Annotated in this window: 20 protein-coding genes; 14 read left to right on the forward strand and 6 right to left on the reverse strand. The window is 70.3% G+C overall.

Going from position 1 to position 16,752, the window contains the following annotated elements:
• Positions 1-104: 104 nt before the first annotated feature.
• The 5 genes from EOV43_RS03660 to EOV43_RS03680 all read left to right on the forward strand — a co-directional run bounded on the left by EOV43_RS03660 (position 105) and on the right by EOV43_RS03680 (position 4,776).
• Entirely contained in the window at positions 105-2,075 is a 1,971-nt protein-coding gene (locus tag EOV43_RS03660; RefSeq protein WP_206611387.1) for a GMC family oxidoreductase N-terminal domain-containing protein, read from the forward strand.
• Positions 2,076-2,127: 52 nt separating this feature from the next.
• Complete coding sequence (gene dapE, locus EOV43_RS03665) at positions 2,128-3,189, forward strand: succinyl-diaminopimelate desuccinylase (protein ID WP_128219732.1); 1,062 nt, start codon at positions 2,128-2,130, stop codon at positions 3,187-3,189.
• 68 nt (positions 3,190-3,257) lie between these two features.
• Positions 3,258-4,031, forward strand: a complete 774-nt coding sequence (locus tag EOV43_RS03670) for an LOG family protein (protein WP_239022213.1) — start codon at positions 3,258-3,260, stop codon at positions 4,029-4,031.
• A gap of 2 nt (positions 4,032-4,033) precedes the next feature.
• A complete protein-coding gene (locus EOV43_RS03675; RefSeq protein ID WP_128219733.1) occupies positions 4,034-4,282 on the forward strand; it encodes a DivIVA domain-containing protein in 249 nt (82 codons plus the stop codon).
• A 92-nt stretch (positions 4,283-4,374) separates the two neighbouring features.
• On the forward strand, positions 4,375-4,776 hold the full coding sequence (locus tag EOV43_RS03680; protein ID WP_128219734.1) for a hypothetical protein: 402 nt from the start codon (positions 4,375-4,377) through the stop codon (positions 4,774-4,776).
• Positions 4,777-4,824: 48 nt separating this feature from the next.
• On the opposite strand, the gene EOV43_RS03685 is transcribed toward EOV43_RS03680, so the two are convergent.
• Entirely contained in the window at positions 4,825-5,610 is a 786-nt protein-coding gene (locus EOV43_RS03685; protein WP_206611388.1) for a PaaX family transcriptional regulator, read from the reverse strand.
• 161 nt (positions 5,611-5,771) lie between these two features.
• Between EOV43_RS03685 and EOV43_RS03690 the strand changes: the two genes are divergently transcribed.
• Genes EOV43_RS03690 through EOV43_RS03700 form a run of 3 tightly spaced genes read left to right on the forward strand, consistent with a single transcriptional unit; the run spans position 5,772 to position 7,854 of the window.
• Positions 5,772-5,939, forward strand: a complete 168-nt coding sequence (locus tag EOV43_RS03690) for a DUF3117 domain-containing protein (RefSeq protein ID WP_128219736.1) — start codon at positions 5,772-5,774, stop codon at positions 5,937-5,939.
• A 23-nt stretch (positions 5,940-5,962) separates the two neighbouring features.
• On the forward strand, positions 5,963-7,474 hold the full coding sequence (locus EOV43_RS03695) for a leucyl aminopeptidase family protein (RefSeq protein WP_128219737.1): 1,512 nt from the start codon (positions 5,963-5,965) through the stop codon (positions 7,472-7,474).
• A gap of 41 nt (positions 7,475-7,515) precedes the next feature.
• The gene (locus EOV43_RS03700; RefSeq protein ID WP_128219738.1) at positions 7,516-7,854 is read left to right on the forward strand and encodes a hypothetical protein; all 339 of its coding nucleotides are present in this window, start codon (positions 7,516-7,518) and stop codon (positions 7,852-7,854) included.
• An 81-nt stretch (positions 7,855-7,935) separates the two neighbouring features.
• Here the strand turns inward: EOV43_RS03700 and EOV43_RS03705 are convergent, their stop codons facing one another.
• On the reverse strand, positions 7,936-8,682 hold the full coding sequence (locus EOV43_RS03705; RefSeq protein WP_465263378.1) for an O-methyltransferase: 747 nt from the start codon (positions 8,680-8,682) through the stop codon (positions 7,936-7,938).
• Positions 8,683-8,872: 190 nt separating this feature from the next.
• Between EOV43_RS03705 and sigE the strand changes: the two genes are divergently transcribed.
• Entirely contained in the window at positions 8,873-9,478 is a 606-nt protein-coding gene (sigE, locus tag EOV43_RS03710) for an RNA polymerase sigma factor SigE (protein WP_239022277.1), read from the forward strand.
• The gene (locus EOV43_RS03715; RefSeq protein ID WP_128219740.1) at positions 9,475-10,047 is read left to right on the forward strand and encodes a hypothetical protein; all 573 of its coding nucleotides are present in this window, start codon (positions 9,475-9,477) and stop codon (positions 10,045-10,047) included. The genes sigE and EOV43_RS03715 overlap by 4 nt, the downstream gene beginning before the upstream one ends.
• Positions 10,048-10,083: 36 nt before the next feature.
• Here EOV43_RS03715 and EOV43_RS03720 read toward each other — a convergent pair whose 3' ends face one another.
• Complete coding sequence (locus EOV43_RS03720) at positions 10,084-10,332, reverse strand: helix-turn-helix domain-containing protein (protein ID WP_128219741.1); 249 nt, start codon at positions 10,330-10,332, stop codon at positions 10,084-10,086.
• Positions 10,333-10,468: 136 nt separating this feature from the next.
• Here EOV43_RS03720 and EOV43_RS03725 point away from each other — a divergent pair, with 136 nt between their 5' ends.
• Together EOV43_RS03725 and EOV43_RS03730 are read left to right on the forward strand one after the other, a co-directional pair.
• Positions 10,469-11,167: a hypothetical protein gene (locus EOV43_RS03725; RefSeq protein ID WP_128219742.1), complete on the forward strand. Its 699-nt coding sequence runs from the start codon at positions 10,469-10,471 to the stop codon at positions 11,165-11,167.
• A gap of 5 nt (positions 11,168-11,172) precedes the next feature.
• Positions 11,173-12,492 carry a CpaE/TadZ family protein gene (locus tag EOV43_RS03730; RefSeq protein WP_164878643.1) on the forward strand — a complete coding sequence of 440 codons (1,320 nt, stop codon included), beginning with the start codon at positions 11,173-11,175 and terminating at the stop codon, positions 12,490-12,492.
• Here the strand turns inward: EOV43_RS03730 and EOV43_RS03735 are convergent.
• Both EOV43_RS03735 and EOV43_RS03740 read right to left on the reverse strand, forming a co-directional pair.
• The gene (locus tag EOV43_RS03735) at positions 12,455-13,846 is read right to left on the reverse strand and encodes a hypothetical protein (protein WP_239022214.1); all 1,392 of its coding nucleotides are present in this window, start codon (positions 13,844-13,846) and stop codon (positions 12,455-12,457) included. The genes EOV43_RS03730 and EOV43_RS03735 overlap by 38 nt on opposite strands.
• Before the next feature lies 1 nt (position 13,847).
• Entirely contained in the window at positions 13,848-14,255 is a 408-nt protein-coding gene (locus tag EOV43_RS03740) for a hypothetical protein (RefSeq protein WP_128219744.1), read from the reverse strand.
• 78 nt (positions 14,256-14,333) lie between these two features.
• Here EOV43_RS03740 and EOV43_RS03745 point away from each other — a divergent pair, with 78 nt between their 5' ends.
• Entirely contained in the window at positions 14,334-15,818 is a 1,485-nt protein-coding gene (locus EOV43_RS03745) for a WS/DGAT/MGAT family O-acyltransferase (RefSeq protein WP_128219745.1), read from the forward strand.
• Positions 15,815-16,180: a DUF6912 family protein gene (locus EOV43_RS03750; RefSeq protein ID WP_128219746.1), complete on the forward strand. Its 366-nt coding sequence runs from the start codon at positions 15,815-15,817 to the stop codon at positions 16,178-16,180. Before EOV43_RS03745 ends, EOV43_RS03750 begins: the two co-directional genes overlap by 4 nt.
• A gap of 48 nt (positions 16,181-16,228) precedes the next feature.
• Here EOV43_RS03750 and EOV43_RS03755 read toward each other — a convergent pair whose 3' ends face one another.
• Positions 16,229-16,711: a DUF2505 domain-containing protein gene (locus tag EOV43_RS03755; RefSeq protein WP_164878644.1), complete on the reverse strand. Its 483-nt coding sequence runs from the start codon at positions 16,709-16,711 to the stop codon at positions 16,229-16,231.
• Between the last annotated feature and the right edge of the window lie 41 nt (positions 16,712-16,752).

The following is a 16,752-nucleotide window of genomic DNA, read 5'->3' on the forward strand; positions in this document are numbered from 1 at the left end:
TTTTCTCTGGACGTGGGTGACACCACGCCCCTAGGTTCGGCTGCACCGCGACTCTCCTGAAGAGGCGTCGCGGTGCCCCTCGAACCGTCCCAGGAGGAACCCCCGTGACCACCACCCCAGCGCCCCAGGCCGTGCTCACTGCAGAGCAGGCAGACGTCCTCGCCCTGATCTGCGACACCTTCGCGCCGGGGGCCGACGACGTCCCGCCGGCCAGTGCGCTCGGAGTTCCACAGGTGGTCACCGCGCTCGCCCAGGGCAGTCCGCGTGAGGAGGAACGCGCCCAGTTCGTCCAACTCCTCGACCTCTTCCTCTCTCCCGACGGCACCGCCCTGCTCACGGGGGACCCGACTCTCTTCGCGGACCGCGACGCCGAACAGCGTGAGGCGACGTTGCTCGCGATGTCCCGCTCGGAGAACCCCTTGGCCCGCGGTGCGTTCAAGGCGCTCAAGAGCGCCGCCACCCTCGGGTACTACCTCTCGCCCGGGCCCACCGGCCACTCTCCGGTCTGGGACGCGATCGGCTACCCCGGCCCTCTCGGGAACCGCACCGACGCACCCGTGCCCCCGCTCCCGGTCAGCCGGATCACCGTCGACGCCGTCCTCGACTGCGACGTCGTCGTGGTCGGTTCCGGCGCCGGGGGAGGGACTGCCGCCGGTGTGCTCGCCGCGGCTGGTCTGGACGTCGTCGTCCTCGAACGCGGTGAGTACCACGACGACCGCGACTTCGACGGCGGCGAACTCAGCGGACTGTCCCGGCTCTACGCCGCCGGCCCCACCGCCACCGCAGAAGGACAGCTCTCGATCCTCGAGGGCGCCGGTCTGGGCGGTGGCACGGTGGTCAACTGGACCACCAGCTTCGACACCCCCGACCGGATCCGCGCGGAGTGGGCCGCGCACGGAGTCGAGCAGTTCGTCGACGACGAGTACTCCCGCTCGCTCGCCGCGGTCCGCACCCGGATCGGCGTCAACCGCGACCACAACCGTCCCTCGCCCCGCGACCAGGTCCTCGAACGCGGCGCCCGCGCACTGGGCTGGAACGTCGGCGACATGCCACGCAACGTCATCGGCTGCGACCAGGGCGTCGAGTGCGGACGCTGCGGGTACGGGTGTCGGATCGGGGCCAAGCAGTCCACCGCCAAGACCTGGCTCGCCGACGCTGCCGACGCCGGAGCCCGCCTCTACGTCGGGGCGACCGTGCAGCGCGTCGTGGTCGAGAACGGACGCGCCACCGGCGTCGAGGCCACCGGCCCCCAGGGACAACGCCTCACAGTGCGGGCCCGCGCCGTCGTGGTCTCCGGCGGTTCTCTGCAGACCCCGGCGCTGCTGCGTCGCTCCGGACTGGAGAGCCCACAGATCGGCGCCAACCTCCGGATGCACCCCGCCACCGCGGTCTGGGCCCTGCACGACGAGGTCATCACGCCGTGGGAGGGCGGACTGCAGACCCGCTACTGCGACGAGCACGTCGACCTCGGTGACGGCTACGGCGTCATCTACGAGACCGGCCCGTCCAACCCCGCCTCTGCCCTGGCGTTCCTCAACTGGACCGGCGGCAAGGCGCACCTCGACATGATGCGCAACCTCCCGCACGCCGGCGTGATCGGCGTGATCACCCGGGACCAGGACCCCGGACGCGTCGAGGTCGACGCCAACGGCCACCCTGTCGTCCACTACGTCCTCTCCGAACGCGACCGCGCCAGGATGCACCACGGCGTCGTCGGCGCCGCCCGGATCGCCGAAGCGGCCGGGGCGCACACGATCTTTTCCGGCCACCAGTCCGGAGCCGGCTTCCGGCCGGGCCGTGACGGCACCCTGGACTCCTTCGCCGCGGCGGCCCTGAGCAGTGGGTACGGGCCGGGGGACTGCGCGATGGCAGCCCTGCACCTGATGGGTTCGGTGCGGATGGGGGGAGACCCCGCCACCTCCGCACTCGACCCCGACGGCGCGACGTGGGAGGTACCCAACCTGGTGGTCGCCGACGCCTCCACCTTCCCGACCGCGTCGGGCGTCAACCCGATGGTCTCGGTCGAGGCGATCGCGCACATGAACGCGACGCGGTTGGCGGCACGCCTGGCCTGATCCGGGCACGACCGGTTGCCCGCCCTCATGCCCGGTCTGGTTGCATGGACCCATGGCTGATCTCGACCTGACCCTGGACGTCGTCTCGCTCACCGCGCAGTTGGTGGACATCCCTTCGGTCAGCCACGAGGAGGCCGAGATCGCCGACGCCGTCGAGGCCGCCCTGCGTGCCCTGGGGCACCTGGAGGTGACCCGCCGCGGTCACACCGTCGTTGCTCGCACCCACTTCGGACGCGACGAGCGGGTGGTCCTGGCAGGTCACCTCGACACCGTCCCGGTCAACGACAACTTCGGCGCCCGGATCGAGGGTGACGTCATGCACGGTCTCGGCACCTGCGACATGAAGGGTGGCGACGCCGTCATCCTCAAACTCGCCCACGACCTCGTCGACGCCAACCGCGACCTCACCTACGTCCTCTACGAGGCCGAGGAGGTTGCCAGCGTCCACAACGGTCTGCGCAAGCTCACCGAGTCCGACCCCGAACTCCTCGCCGCCGACTTCGCGATCCTGATGGAGCCCTCCAACGCCGGCGTCGAGGCCGGCTGCCAGGGCACCCTGCGCTGTGAGGTGCGTGCCTTCGGCGAGCGTTCTCACTCCGCGCGTGCCTGGCGCGGCGTCAACGCGATCCACGGCGCCGGGGAGATCCTCGACCGCCTGCGTGCCTACGAGCCCCGCAAGCCCGTGATCGACGGCCTCGAGTACCACGAGGGTCTCAATGCGGTCTTCATCTCCGGTGGCATCGCCGGCAACGTGATCCCTGACGAGTGCGTCGTGACGATCAACTACCGCTTCGCGCCCGATCTCTCCGCGGAGCAGGCCGAGGCCTACGTCCGCGGCGTCTTCGCCGGCTTCGACGTGACGATCACCGACCTCGCGCCCGGCGCGATGCCCGGTCTGGACCGCCCTGCAGCGCAGGCGTTCGTCGAGGCCGTCGGACGTCCGGTCGCCCCCAAGTTCGGCTGGACCGACGTCGCCCAGTTCACCAAGCTCGGCGTCCCGGCCGTCAACTATGGTCCCGGTGACCCGATGTTCGCCCACAAGCAGGACGAGCACGTGCCGCTGGCCGACGTCGTCGCCTGTGAACAGACGCTGCGCCGCTGGCTCACCGTCTGAGCCACACCTGAGCTGCACCCGTCATCCGTGGGCCGCTGACCCGGCCCGGACCCCGAGAGGACGACCCCGTGAACGACAACCCGCGTGAACACTTCCAGGGCCCTGTGCGCCTGCGCCGAGGCCAGGTCAACCACGAGACCCACGACCAGAAGTTGCTGGACTCCCGCGGCCCCTCCGACTGGGTCCACACCGACCCGTGGCGTGTCATGCGCATCACCTCGGAGTTCGTCGAGGGCTTCGGTGCCCTGGCCGACCTCGGCCCGGCGATCAGCGTCTTCGGTTCGGCGCGCACGAAGGTCGACCACCCCTGGTACGCGATGGGTGAGCAGCTCGGTCGCGAGCTCGTCGAGGCCGGGTTCGCCGTCATGACCGGAGGTGGGCCCGGTGCCATGGAGGCGGCCAACAAGGGTGCGTCCCAGGCCGGGGGAGTGAGCGTCGGGCTGGGGATCGAACTGCCCTTCGAGGCCGGCCTCAACAGTTGGGTCGACAAGGGGATCAACTTCCGCTACTTCTTCGCCCGCAAGACGATGTTCGTCAAGTACACGCAGGGGTTCGTCGTGCTCCCGGGTGGCGTCGGGACCCTCGACGAACTCTTCGAAGCGGTCACGCTGGTCCAGACCGGCACCGTCACCTCGTTCCCGATCGTGTTGCTCGGCGTCGACTACTGGAGCGGACTCGTGGACTGGATCCGCGACCAGCTCCTGGGCAACGGCATGATCGGCGAGAAGGACCTTGACCTGATGGTCCTCACCGACGACGTGAGCGAGGCGGTCCGGATCATGGAGAAGGCACGTCACGAGAGCGCGACCAACCCGCCGCAGCGCCGAGGCCAGTGGGGCTGACGATGGTGTGGTTCACGACCGTTGCCGTCGTCCTCGTCCTGGGAGCGGTGGGCGCGTTGGCCAGCGGGTACGGAACCCTCGCCGGTGCAGACCAGGTGCCGGGGCAGATTCTCCCGCCGGGAGAGCTCACTGCTGCAGACCTGCGTGCAGCGAAGTTCAGCACCTCCCTGCGCGGCTACTGTCCGGCCGAGGTGGATGCCCTCCTGGAACGTGTCGCCACCCAACAGGAGCAGCGAACCGCGGCCGAGTGAGGCCGCTCCACGCCACGAGGCCGCCGGGCTGAGTCCTGTCCACCGGCCAGCACGCATGGTGTGAACGGCTGGACTGGGGGCAGACTGCCCTCGTGTCGCCAGTCGTCGTGTGGATCCTCAGCGTGCTCGGAATCGTCGTCGTGGTGCTGACCCGGGTGCGCCTCGGGGCCAAGGACTCCCAGGGGCGCCGCCGCAGCAGTGGTCTGGTCCTCACCCTGCACACTCTCGCCGGGACCGTGGCGGTGCTGACCTGGTTCCCCTACCTGCTGGGCGCGACCTTGCTGATCGGGTTCGTCGGCCTGGTCGCATGGTGGATCACCGGTGTGGCCGGCCTCGGGCTGCTGATGCGGTGGATGCCGGCGCGCGGCAAGCACGCGAACACCGACGACGAGGACGACTGGGCCTCGGGCCCCGGCCTCTCGATCCTCGCCCACGTGGGTCTGGCACTGGGTGTGGTGGGTGTCACCTACGCCTACGCCACCGGCGCGGTCTGAGACCGGCGCCGGCGGCGGGGAACGTCAGTCCTCTACGAGGCTCGACCGTCAGTCCTCTGCGAGGACGCGATCCACGAAGGCCGTGGCGGCGGGGTTCAGGCGTTCGGCCTGCTCGTTGAAGTACACCGCGGCCGCGACGCCGGGCCAGTCGGCCGGCAACAGGTGCAGCGGCAGGCCCGGGTCGGAGAAGAGGAACTTGCGCCACTCGTGAGCCAGGTGGAAGCGCGCAGCGAAGGCTGCCTCCTCCGGGTCGGCGTGCGCCGCCAGGTGGTGGGCCACCTGGTCAGCGGCCTGGGCGTGCCAGGTGCGGTAGGAGCGTGCCAACGCGTCGAGGTCCCACGCCTTGAGGAAGGCGTCGGACGGCTCGACGTCCGCGGTGCGGACCGTGACGGCGGTGGTGGCGTTGCGCTCGAGGGTGTCGGCGAGTTCCGCGCGGGCGTACGGGCTCACCCAGGTGTTCTCCTGGAGCTGTGCGTAACCCAGGTAGGTGAGCTCGCGGGTCAGGCGGGCGCGTTCGGTGCGACCGGTGGGTGCCTGCGTGAGCACGACGTGCCACGTGTTGTCCCACGTTGCGTTCGCAGGATGGTAGGCGCGCTCCAGGGCGTGCTGGAAGCGCTGCACGGCGCGATCGGTGGCGGAGTAGCCACGACCTTGGGGGAGGCGGACCGGGGTGAGCCATCCCTGGCTGACCATCCGGCTGACGGCGGTACGGACGGCGGGGGCAGTGATCCCGACGGGTGCCAGAAGCCGGACGAGACCGGCGACGGTCGACTTGTGGTCACGGTCGGCCAAGAGGTCGCCGTAGACGTCGAAGACTGCGGAGCGGGCGTGCATGGGTCTCATTCTGACTGTTGTCTGACATTTAGGTGGGCACACTACAACACCTGTGTCGTGGGTCACTGTGCACGTAGTTGGGTCGAATGGGGGATAATGGACGCAACCGAATTTCCAGGCGACCACCGGGTCGCCGCAGAACAGGAAGCAGAGGTGCGCTCATGGCGGCCATGAAGCCGAGGACTGGCGACGGACCGCTGGAGGTCACCAAGGAGGGGCGCGGCATCGTGATGCGCGTGCCTCTCGAGGGGGGCGGCCGGCTCGTAGTCGAACTCAACGCCGAAGAGGCCACGTCTCTTCGGGAAGAACTCCAGGGTGTTGTTGGCTGATCGTGTCTGTTGACGAAGCGTCCATGCTCCCCGCCCAGGTCTCGCCGCCGCAGTTCGCACTGAGCGAGCTCGCGCCGCACGAGATCGGGCAGGTGGAATGCCTGGCCTTCACCGTGGCCCCGGACGGTGACACCGTCACCCCGGGGCCCGGGATGGACGCAGCCGGCGCAGCCTTCGGGCTCGACCTGCGCGCCCTCCTGGACTCGGCCAGGGCACAGGGCACCGTTGGGGCGGTCACCGTCCTTCCGGTCAGCCAGGGCGGCGTGCGCGTCGTCCTGGCCGTCGGCGTCGGTGAAGGCACCGACACCGACCTCCGTCGCGCGGCGGCCTCGCTGGCCCGCGCGACCAAGGGACGCCACAGCGTCGCCTATCTCCTTCCCGACGGCGTCGGTGCCGCGGGTGTCACCGCCACCGTGGTCGGCGCGATGCTGGGCTCGTTCGAGTTCCGCTGGCGCCAGGCCGAGGCGGGCGACGAGCCCGTCGCGCGCATCGTCCTGTGTGGTCGTGACCCGCAGGCCGAGCAGGCCGTCGTCGACCGCGCCGTCGCGATCGGTGGTGCCGCCTGGCGGGCCCGCATGCTCGCCACGGTGCCGTCCAACGTGAAGAACCCCGGCTGGCTCGCATCCCAGGCCGTCGAGATGGCCGGTTCGGCCGGTCTCGACGTCGAGGTCTGGGACGAGCAGCGCCTGGCCGAAGAGGGGTGTGGAGGCATCCTCGGTGTCGGTCGTGCCTCGGTCAGCCCGCCGCGGATGGTCAAGCTGACCTACACCCCGGTGGGCGCCGACACCGCCGACGTCCCGCACGTCGTCCTGGTCGGCAAGTCGATCACCTTCGACTCCGGCGGCCTCAGCATCAAGCCGGGCGACAGCATGCTCCACATGAAGCGTGACATGACCGGTGGCGCCGTGGTGCTCTCCGCGATGGCCGCCCTCGCCGACGTCGGCTGCCCGGTCCGCGTGACCGGTCTGCTCGCCGCCGCCGAGAACGTCATCAGCGGCAACGCGCTGCGTCCCGGTGACGTCCTGGTCCACCCCAACGGCCGCACCACCGAGGTCACCAACACCGACGCCGAGGGGCGTCTGGTGATGGCCGACGCGATGGCCTACGCCGTGGACCAGCTCGCCCCCGACGTGCTCGTCGACGTCGCCACGCTGACCGGTGCGATGAAGGTGGCCCTGGGCCAGCACACCGGTGGCTTCTTCGCCAACGACGAGACCCTCGCGTCCCGGATCGACGCCGCGGGCGCCGCATCGGGCGAGAGGGTCTGGCGGATGCCGTTGTGGGACGACTACGAGGACAAGATCTCCTCCAAGATCGCCGACTCCGTCAACTCGGGCCCCGGGCCCGGTGCGATCACCGCGGCGCTCTACCTGCAGCACTTCGCGGGGGACGTCCCGTGGGCTCACCTCGACGTGGCATCGGTCGGCGACGCGCCGGCGGAGCGCTTCGAGTGGACCACTGGTCCTACCGGATTCGGAGCACGTCTGCTGCTCGAGTGGCTCTCCACCGACGAGCCGCTCGCCGGCATCGTCTGAGCCAGTCCCGACACCATCCCTGCCATCACAGAGGAGTACCCGTGAGGGGTCTCAGCGTGCGGTGGTCCCTGACCGGGGCCGGCGCCGACACCGCGGACGCACTGCGCGACTACGTCGCGGAGGCGTCCCACGCCAAGTTCACCGGCATGCAGGGTCTGCGCTTCAAGACCTGGCGCATGCGTGAGGGCGAGTGGTTCGAGGGCACCTACGTGTTCGCGACCGCCGAGGCCCGTGCCTCCTTCCAGGAGACGTTCACCGCAGCCGCGGCGACCGCTCCGGTGTCGGAGATGACGGGTGGAGCTCCTGAATTCATCGAAGAGTTCGAGGTCGTCGCGATCGCCGAGGGCTGGGACGGATTCGAGTCCAGCGCTCGCGGCTGACGCCACCGCGACGCACCGCGCACGAAGGGCCCCGCTCTGCCGAGAACGGGGCCCTTCGTGCGTTGCGGTACGGGGTGAGGATCAGGCCTCGCCGGCCCACTCCTTCTTGGCGACCAGCAGGCCGTCGCCGACCGGAAGCATGACCGGGACGAGGTCGTCGTTCTCGGCGACCAGACGGACCAGCTCGCGCACCGCCATCGTCTCGCCGTCACGCTGGGCCGGGTCGGCGACGCGATCGCCGAGCAGGGAGTCGGTGAAGGCCACGACGCCGCCGGGTCGCAGCAGGCGCAGGGCTTCGGAGAGGTAGGCGGAGTTCTCGCGCTTGTCACCGTCGACGAAGACGAGGTCGTAGTGTCCGTCGGTGAGGCGGGGGAGGACGTCGAGCGCGGCGCCGGAGATGGTGCGGGCACGCTGGGCGGGGACGCCGGCCTCGCGGAAGGTCTGCTTGGCCAGACGCTGGTGCTCGGCCTCGATGTCGACGGTGGTCAGGACGCCGTCCTGGCGCATGCCGCGTAGGATCCAGAGCCCGGAGACGCCGGTGCCGGTACCGATCTCGACCGCGGTGCGGGCGTCCAGGATGGCTGCAAGGAACCGCAGCGTTGCGCCGGTGCCGTTGCTGACCGCGGAGACTCCCACCTCGTCGGCGCGTGCCCGGGCGGCCAGGAGCACCTCGTCCTCGGTGACGAACTCTTCGGAGTACTTCCAGCTCGCGTCAGCGATCGGGGTGGTGATGGGGACCTCCTGGGGCCGACCCGCGGGTGGGCGGGTGTTGGGGCAGGCGTGGGCGTCGATTGACGACGTGTCGACTCTATCGCGTAGCACGAACACCGGGGCGCTCCACGGGTGAGGGAGCCGGGAACTCGTGCGACCTGCCGCACGTTGGTCCAGTCGTGCAGGAGAAGTTGTGCCTGCTCACAGACTTTTCTCAGCCAAGGTGCCTAGCCTCGTTCCAGACAGGAGAAGACGCATGTTCGGACGACCGTCCCGTGCACGTCCCTCGTCGCTCGAGGAGGAGCAGATGGACCTCACCCACCCGGACACGTCCCCGCAGGAGGGCGTTCCGACCTGGGAAGAGGTCGTGACGCGCCACTCCGACCGCGTGTTCCGCCTCGCCTACCGCCTCACCGGCGACCGCCACGACGCCGAGGACCTGACCCAGGAGGTCTTCGTCCGCGTTTTCCGTTCCCTGGACTCCTACACCCCGGGAACCTTCGAGGGCTGGCTGCACCGCATCACCACCAACCTCTTCCTCGACCAGGCCCGCCGCAAGCAGCGGATCCGGTTCGATGCCCTCTCCGACGAGCGGGCCAGCCGGTTGTCGTCGAGCTCTCCGACGCCGGAGGCGGCCTTCGCCGAGCAGCGTTTCGACGCCGACGTCGAGACCGCGCTGGCCACCCTCCCGCCAGACTTCCGCGCTGCCGTCGTCCTCTGCGACGTGGAGGGACTCTCCTACGAGGAGGTCGCGGAGATCCTCGGCGCCAAGCTCGGCACCGTCAGGTCCCGGATCCACCGTGGTCGCGCGATGCTGCGCGCCGCGCTGGCTCACCGCGCACCGGCGTCGGGACGCGAGCGGTACGCGGGTCCCTCGACCGAGTCGATCGCGGTCCTGGGCGGTCAGCGATGATCGGCCACCTCGGTGCCAAGGTCACGGTCCTTCTCGACGGCCGGATGTCGTCGTCGGAGGAGGAGCGAGCCTGGGACCACGTCCACGGCTGCCACGGCTGCCGGGACGCCGTCGAACGTGAGGGATGGGTGAAGACCCACCTCAACCAGTGGGGCCAGGCGGCCCCCGTGTCCACCTCGGACGGGCTGCGGGCGGCGCTGCTGGCCGCCCCGTTCCCCTACGTGGTGCAGGGGACCGTGCGGGGACAGGGCGTCGTCGAGTCCGGTCACGGTGCGCGCAGCTCCGCCACGCACGCCGCAGGCCGCACACGTCACGTCGTGGCGTTGGGCGGTTCCGCGCTGGGCGTCGCGGTCATGGGACTGGTGGCGCTCGGCGCAGCGCCTGCGAACACCCCGTTCCAAGAACGACGCACCGTCACCAGCATCGTGCCGATCGCGGTGACACCCTCGGTCACGCCTGCTCCGGGAGCGGCGACGTCGACGCTTCACGTTCAGCCCCTGCCCGGGTCGACCCGGGCGACGGGCGTGCCCGCGAGCGCGGTGCGCTCCACCGGGGCCCTGATTCCCTGACGGGCGCGTGCGGCGAGGGTCAGACGCGCCGCAGGGTCATTCGGTGACGCTTGCCTTCGACTCACCCTCGACGAACGGGTGATCCTCCACGAAGGCCTTGGTCTCGGCGTACATCTGCTCGATGAACGTCTCCAGTTGCTGGGCCTCCACCCGCCACTGGCCACGTCCGCCGATCTTGATCGCAGGGAGGTCGCCTCGGCGGACCAGGGCATACACCTGCGCGCTGGAGGTGTTGAGCACCTCTGCCACGTCGGCGAGGGTGAGGAAGCGTGGGGTCGCGGCCATTCCTCCATGGTGCCACTGAAACGCGGCTGGGTTAAGGGCAACTGCGTCAGCCTGTGGAAGAGCCCCGTTCTGTACGGGTGCAGACGTGAGCAGCAGTCTGCACCTGTCAGGGTCCGCAGGGAGCCGGCTTCGCACTGTGGACAGTGCCGACGGTGTCCCGCGCGGTGCCGCCATCATGGCGGCCGTGGTGGGAACTCTGGAACAGGTCGAGATGCCTCGGGCCGCCGTGGCCAAACGGGCAGGATGGCGCGACCCACGGTTGTGGGTCGGGGTGACGCTGGTGGCGGTGTCGGTGGTCCTGGGGGCTCAGGTGGTGGGATCCGCCGACGACTCGGTCGCAGTCTGGGCCGCAGGCAAGGACATTGCCCGCGGCGACCGTCTCTCCCCAGCAGCACTGGTCCAGACCCGGGTGCGGTTCACCTCCGACGGCGACCGCGACCGGTACCTGGTGGTCGCTGACGGAAGTCCCGGTGACGTCCGTCTGACCCGCTCGGTCGGCGTCGGCGAGCTCGTGCCGCGGGCCGCGCTCGGCCAGACCCCTGACGACGTCGTCCAGGTCTCGGTGTCGTTGCCGACGGTGCACGTGCCGCCCGGCGTCGTGGCGGGCTCTGTCGTCGACGTGTGGGTCTCGCCCCGCAACCCCTCCGACACCAAGCCCGCGGCCGAGCTGCTGAGGGAGGTGACGGTGCTCTCCACCGACGCCGGCGGCCAGGAGCTGGTCGGGGCCAGCAACGAACGTCAGGTGGTGCTGCAGGTGCCGGACCGGGCCGAGGACGTGGCCCGGGTGGTCGCAGCCAGCGGCGCCGACGAGCTGGTGCTGGTGGGGCGCGGATGAGTGTGGTGTGCGTCAGCATCCTCGCGGCCGGAGCCGGGTGGGAGTCGACGGCGCTGGAACAGCTCGACGCGACCCCCGGCCTGGTCGTGCTCAAGCGATGCGTCGACGTCGACGACCTGATGGCGAGCGTCACCACCGGCCAGTGGGAGGTCGCGGTGGTCGCGGCCGAGGCACCCGGCCTGGACGGGGCCGTCGTGCGCCACCTGTCCGCCCACGGAGCGGGTGCCGTCGTGATCCTGGCGGCAGGCAGTCAGGACGCACTGCGCGACCGTGCCCTGGCCAGCGGCGCGGAGGCGGTGGTCGCGGAGACCGACATGGCAGAGCTGCCCGCACTGGTGCGGATGGTCGCTGACCGGCGCGCCCGTGCCGACGACGCCGGTACCGGGGTTCCAGGTGTCCTGCCCGGCTGGGACCCGGCCACCGGTCGGGTCGATCCGCTGGAGTCGGTGGCGCAGGTCGCCGGTTTCCGGGGACGCACCCTCGCGGTCTGGGGGCCGGTCGGAGCTCCGGGAAGAACGACGCTGGCGATCACCCTCGCAGGAGTACTCGCTGACCGGGGGAGGGCCGTCGTCGTGGTCGACGCCGATCCCCATGCCTGCGTCGCGCAACACCTCGGGGTGCTCGACCAGGTCTCCGGGGTCCTGGCTGCAGCCCGGCTCGCCACCGCCGGGACACTGCGCGGTCGCGCCCACACCGTCTGTCGCGCCCTCTCCTCTCGACTCGGGGTCCTCACCGGGCTCCCGCGCCCCGACCGTGCGGACGAGGTGGTGCCCGGTGCACTGGCGCAGGTGCTGGACGAGGTCGCGACCTTCGCCGACGTGGTCGTCGACCTGGGCGCAGGACTGGAGGCCGACGGTCCCGGGGACCCGCTCCTGCCCTCCGTGCAGGGATGGAACCGGGAGGTGCTCGGGAGCGTCGACGAGGTCGTGGTGGTGGGGGCGGCGGACCCCGTCGGGATCACCCGTCTGGCGCATTCGCTGTCGCAGTTGAGGGAGTGGGGCGATGCCCCACCGGTCACCGTGGTCATCAACCGGACCCGCCCGTCCTTGGGGTGGACCGAGGCAGAGATGGCCGACGTCGTCACCGGGTTCGTGCCACTGCACGCGATCCGGTTCCTGCCCGAGGACAGAGCGGCGCTCGACAAGGCAGTCGTCGTGGGCCGGGGACCCTCGGAGTGGGACTCGCGCTACACCGTCGGGGTCCGGGCGCTGACCGACGTGGTGCACCCCGAGACCGTCCAGGTGGGGACGAAGGGTGCGCCCCGTCGATCGGCCGGGCGCGGTGAGGTCAGGCGGCGAAGAGCAGGTACAGCCCGCCAGCGGTGAAGACGACCATCGCGGTCAGCAGGGTCAGCTGGCCGGAGAGCTGGTGCTTGCGCGGCAACAACACCAGAGCCCGGTCGTGGGCCGCAACCGCGCCGAGGACGTGACCCGTCACCACGGCGCCGACCTTGAGGCAGGCCACCAACGTGGGCTGAGAACGGATCCACTGGTTGACGGCCATGTCGGCGGTGCCGAACCAGTTGGAACCGTTGCTGAAGGGGTCGCTGATCTGCTGCACCGTCATCTGGCCGGTGACGACCAGGAACGTGAAGTAGTGGGCGAACACGTACCCCACGACGATCGGCACCATGGAGTGTGCGAAGAGCGCGGGAAGGGTGCGCCGGTCGGTCCCGGCCGCGACGCCGGTGGTCATCGTGGCGACGGTGAAGATCAGACCCGCCAGGAGCGAGAAGACGAGGAAGGCGACGTTGTTGAGGAGCGTCTCGCTGATGTCGTTGCTGAACACGAACCGCACCCACTGCGGGGACTCGTGGAAAGAGTCGTAGGCGGTCGAGCCGAAGAGCACGGCCACCACCGCCACCAGCCCCGGTCGTGGGGTGATCCCGGCGAGGTTGCGCAACGGCGACATCAGGACCAGTTGGCCCTTCTCGTCACGACCCCAGGGGGAGAGGCGCGCGAGCAGCGAGGAGTAGACCTCGAACGGGTCGGCGGAGGAGAGGAAGCGGTTGCCCCACACCACCGAGCCCAGCACCATCGCGACCAGGTAGACCGCGAGCCAGAGCCGAATGCCGCCCAGGGTGGTGCCGCCGTCCCAGACGCTGAGTTCCATCCAGACGAACAGGTAGAGCCCCACCGCGGCGGGCCACAGACCGAGCTTCACGGGGTAGCGGTACATGCCCTCGTCGGGATCGATGCCACCGAGACGGTTCAGCAGCGCCGAGAACGTCCGGAACGGGCTGATGTACTTCCACACCGGCCCCAGCAGCAGACTCGCCGGCACGATTCCCACCCACAGCAGCACATAGGTGATGCCGAAGATCGGGTTGTCGATCAGGTCCTTGCCCAGCGTCAGGCACATCAGGCAGTACAGGAACGCGATGATGCCCGCGGTGCGGGTCGTGAGGAGGAATCCGCGGCTCTCCACCACACGCTGCAGCGCCGGGAGGGAGACGTGCGGGGTGCGTTCCTCGAAGCGGGGGCGTCGCCACGCGAAGGCGAGGACGACGAACGACAACAGCAGTGCAGCCACGGCGCCGAGCACCGCGTACTCGGCGGGGATCGGGAGGTCCTTGGCCCCGCCGATGCCGTGCGCCTGCAGCATCGCCGAGTCGGTGATCGAGGAGGCGATCGAGGGGGCCGTCGTGGTCGCGCCGCTCAGATGGCTCAGTGCCAGCACGTCACTGGACCTGGAGGCGGAACACCGTGGTGGCGGGGTCGTGGCTCTCCACGTCGACGCTGCCCGGGGTGTCGATGGTGACCTCTCGGGTCACGGTGCCGTCCTCGAAGGCGAGGGACTGCTCGGGGTTGGAGTGCACGTGCAACTCACCGGCGTGGTCGGCGGTGATCTCGACGCTCACGGGCTCGCCCGGCTTGACCTTCACGACCTCGCCGACCGGCGAGATGGTGTCGTCGGTCAGGGTCACCTTGACCACGACGGGCTCACCGGTGCCGGCGGGCTCCTCGGCGTCCTCGGAGCAACCGGTCAGGACGACGGCGCCGAGCGCGACCAGGGAGGCGAGCACGGTCAGGCGCGGTGCGCGGCGGGACCGGACGGTGTGGGCGTGGGGAACCGGGCGTGCGGTCATGTGAACGTCTCTCCTCGGGGCGGTCGGTTTCTGCCAGAATCCCATGTGCCACCAACTCCACGGCACGGAAGGGCAGCGATGGACGACCGCCTGCGTTCGCGGGACCTGCAGATCCTGGCCATGGAGTCCGCCTCCACGCCGATGCACAACGCCACGCTCGAGATCTTCGAACCGGGGCGTGAGGGGTTCGACCACGCCCGTGTCGTCGCGATCGTGGCCGACCGGATCGCCTACGTCCCCCGCTACCGGCAGCGGCTGGTGGAGGTGCCGGGACGTCTGGCCAACCCGGTCTGGGTCGACGACCACGAGTTCGACATGGCCTACCACGTGCGACGCTCCGCCCTGCCTGCGCCGGGATCGATGGGGCAACTGCGGGAGCTGACGGCCCGGATCATCTCCCGGCCGCTGGACCGCAACCGTCCGCTGTGGGAGGTCTACGTCATCGAGGGGCTCGAGGGCGGTCGGGTGGCGGTGCTGTCGAAGTCGCACCAGATCCTGGTGGACGGTGTCGCCACCGTCGACATCGGTCAGGTCGTCCTCGACACCGACCCAGGTCACCTTCCGGCGCACCCCGACGACTGGCGTCCACGACGTCAGCCGTCGGCCAGCGACCTCGTCATCGGTGCGGTCGGGGCCAACATCGAGTCCCCTCGGGTGATGCTCTCGTCGGTCAGGAGCAACGTCGACGCGCTGCGTCGTCGGGCCGACGCGAAGGTGGATCGGGTGCAGCAGCTGGTCGGCGTGCTGGGCCGGGGACGTCCGGCTCGTCCGGTGCCCTTCCTCGGCGAGCTGTCCCAGCAACGTCGGGTCGTGACGGTCTCCACCGACCTGGCGCAGTACCGGCGGATCCGTCGCGTGCACGGAACCACCGTCAACGACGTGGTGCTGGCGACAGTGACCGGTGCGCTGCGATCGTGGCTGATGACGCGCGACGAGGCGCTCTTCGGGATCAGCGAGATCCGCGCGCTGGCCCCCATGTCGGTGATCGACGACGAGCTCGAGGCCACGTCGCTGGGAGCCCAGGTGATCGGCCTGGAGGTGATGCTCCCGGTGGGCGAGGTCAACCCGGTCGTCCGGCTGCTCCGGGTCTCCTACGGCCTTCAGGGGCACCGCGAGACCGGCAAGGCGGTCAGCGCCCAACGACTGGCCGGGATCTCCGGTTTCGCCCCCACGACGTTCCACGCCCTCGGCTCCCGGGTCGCGGTCCGCGAGATGCGCCGAGGGTTCCAGGTGTCGGTGACGAACGTCCCCGGCCCGCAGTTCCCGTTGTACGCGGCCGGGTCGCAGATGGTCGAGAGCTATCCGTTGCACCCGTTGGTCCCGGGGCACGCCCTCGCGATCGGCGTCAGTTCCTACGACGGCAAGGTCTGCTACGGCATCACCGCGGACCGCGACCTCGTCCCCGACGCCGACCTCCTCGCGATCTGCCTCACCGAAGCGCTGGAGGAGCTGCACGACACCGCCAGTGACGTGCGTCCCAGGGCCCCGCGTGGGCGTCGACGGGCCGGCGGGGGGAAGACTGGTGCTCCGAAGCGCAACCGCACCATCGAGGAGCACACGTGAGCGTCAGGATCTACCTGCCCACCACCACCGACGTCCTGGCCCAGGAAGTCGTCGCCGGTGAGTTCGTCGTCGCCGAGGGCGTGGAGCCCGTCGTGGCGGAGTCCGACGACGAGGGCGACGAGTATGCGGCCCTGCTCACGGCGGCCGACGCCTCGACCGCGATGGCGGTGGAGCGTGGGGTCGCCGGTCTGCGTCGGGTGGTGCTGGTCTTCGAGACCGATGCCGTTCCCGTGGCCGGAGCCAAGCTCCCGGTGCGCCAGCTCGTCTCGGCGCACGTCGACGTCGAGGACCGTGACACCGACTCCGATCCCGACGACGACCTCGCTTGGTTCATCCCCTCGGAGTTGCCCCACCTGCTCTGAGCGGGTCAGCTCCGCGGGCCCCTGCAGTGCGGTTCAGTGCAGCGTGGTTCAGCGAGCGAGGTGCTTGACGCCGACCTCGTGCTCGGTCCGCAGCGCGGCCTCGAGCAGGTCGGCGACGATCGCCTCCAACTTGCCGCCGACCAGCGGCACCGAGACCTGGATCTTCAGGTCCACGGTCTCGACGGTCTTCCCGTCCACCTCGGTGAGGCTGACCGCGCCGCTGATGTGGCCGGGCTTGTCGGGGATGCCGACGTCGTAGGTGCCGGTGGTGAGGTCGGCCCAGTTCTCGCGGGTGGTGATCGTGATCGACTCGCCCACGAACTTCGTCGCGAAGCTGGGGATGCCTTCGACCTTCTGCTCCCGGGTGATCTGCACGTCGGCGGCGTCGCCGTCGGCGTGGACGGTCACGGTGTGGTTCAGCACGCGCTGACGTGCGCACACCGCGTCCCGGAACGTCTCCTCGCGCAGCATCGCGGCCACGTCCGCGAGGGGCGCGTCGTAGGTGAGCTGCTGGGTGATTCGCTTCGTCATGGGGGACATCATGGCGTGCCGTCCCGGTGCCGCTGACGGGG

Origin of the sequence: Nocardioides yefusunii (assembly GCF_004014875.1) — a bacterium.
GTDB lineage: Bacteria > Actinomycetota > Actinomycetes > Propionibacteriales > Nocardioidaceae > Nocardioides > Nocardioides yefusunii.

Excerpts from the sequence above, each read along its gene's own strand:
- dapE (WP_128219732.1), top strand. The coding sequence starts at position 2,128 with ATGGCTGATCTCGACCTGACCCTGGACGTCGTCTCGCTCACCGCGCAG.
- EOV43_RS03675 (WP_128219733.1), top strand. The coding sequence starts at position 4,034 with ATGGTGTGGTTCACGACCGTTGCCGTCGTCCTCGTCCTGGGAGCGGTG.
- EOV43_RS03685 (WP_206611388.1), bottom strand. The coding sequence starts at position 5,610 with ATGCACGCCCGCTCCGCAGTCTTCGACGTCTACGGCGACCTCTTGGCC.
- EOV43_RS03690 (WP_128219736.1), top strand. The coding sequence starts at position 5,772 with ATGGCGGCCATGAAGCCGAGGACTGGCGACGGACCGCTGGAGGTCACC.
- EOV43_RS03695 (WP_128219737.1), top strand. The coding sequence starts at position 5,963 with ATGCTCCCCGCCCAGGTCTCGCCGCCGCAGTTCGCACTGAGCGAGCTC.
- sigE (WP_239022277.1), top strand. The coding sequence starts at position 8,873 with ATGGACCTCACCCACCCGGACACGTCCCCGCAGGAGGGCGTTCCGACC.
- EOV43_RS03715 (WP_128219740.1), top strand. The coding sequence starts at position 9,475 with ATGATCGGCCACCTCGGTGCCAAGGTCACGGTCCTTCTCGACGGCCGG.
- EOV43_RS03720 (WP_128219741.1), bottom strand. The coding sequence starts at position 10,332 with ATGGCCGCGACCCCACGCTTCCTCACCCTCGCCGACGTGGCAGAGGTG.
- EOV43_RS03740 (WP_128219744.1), bottom strand. The coding sequence starts at position 14,255 with ATGACCGCACGCCCGGTTCCCCACGCCCACACCGTCCGGTCCCGCCGC.
- EOV43_RS03745 (WP_128219745.1), top strand. The coding sequence starts at position 14,334 with ATGGACGACCGCCTGCGTTCGCGGGACCTGCAGATCCTGGCCATGGAG.
- EOV43_RS03755 (WP_164878644.1), bottom strand. The coding sequence starts at position 16,711 with ATGACGAAGCGAATCACCCAGCAGCTCACCTACGACGCGCCCCTCGCG.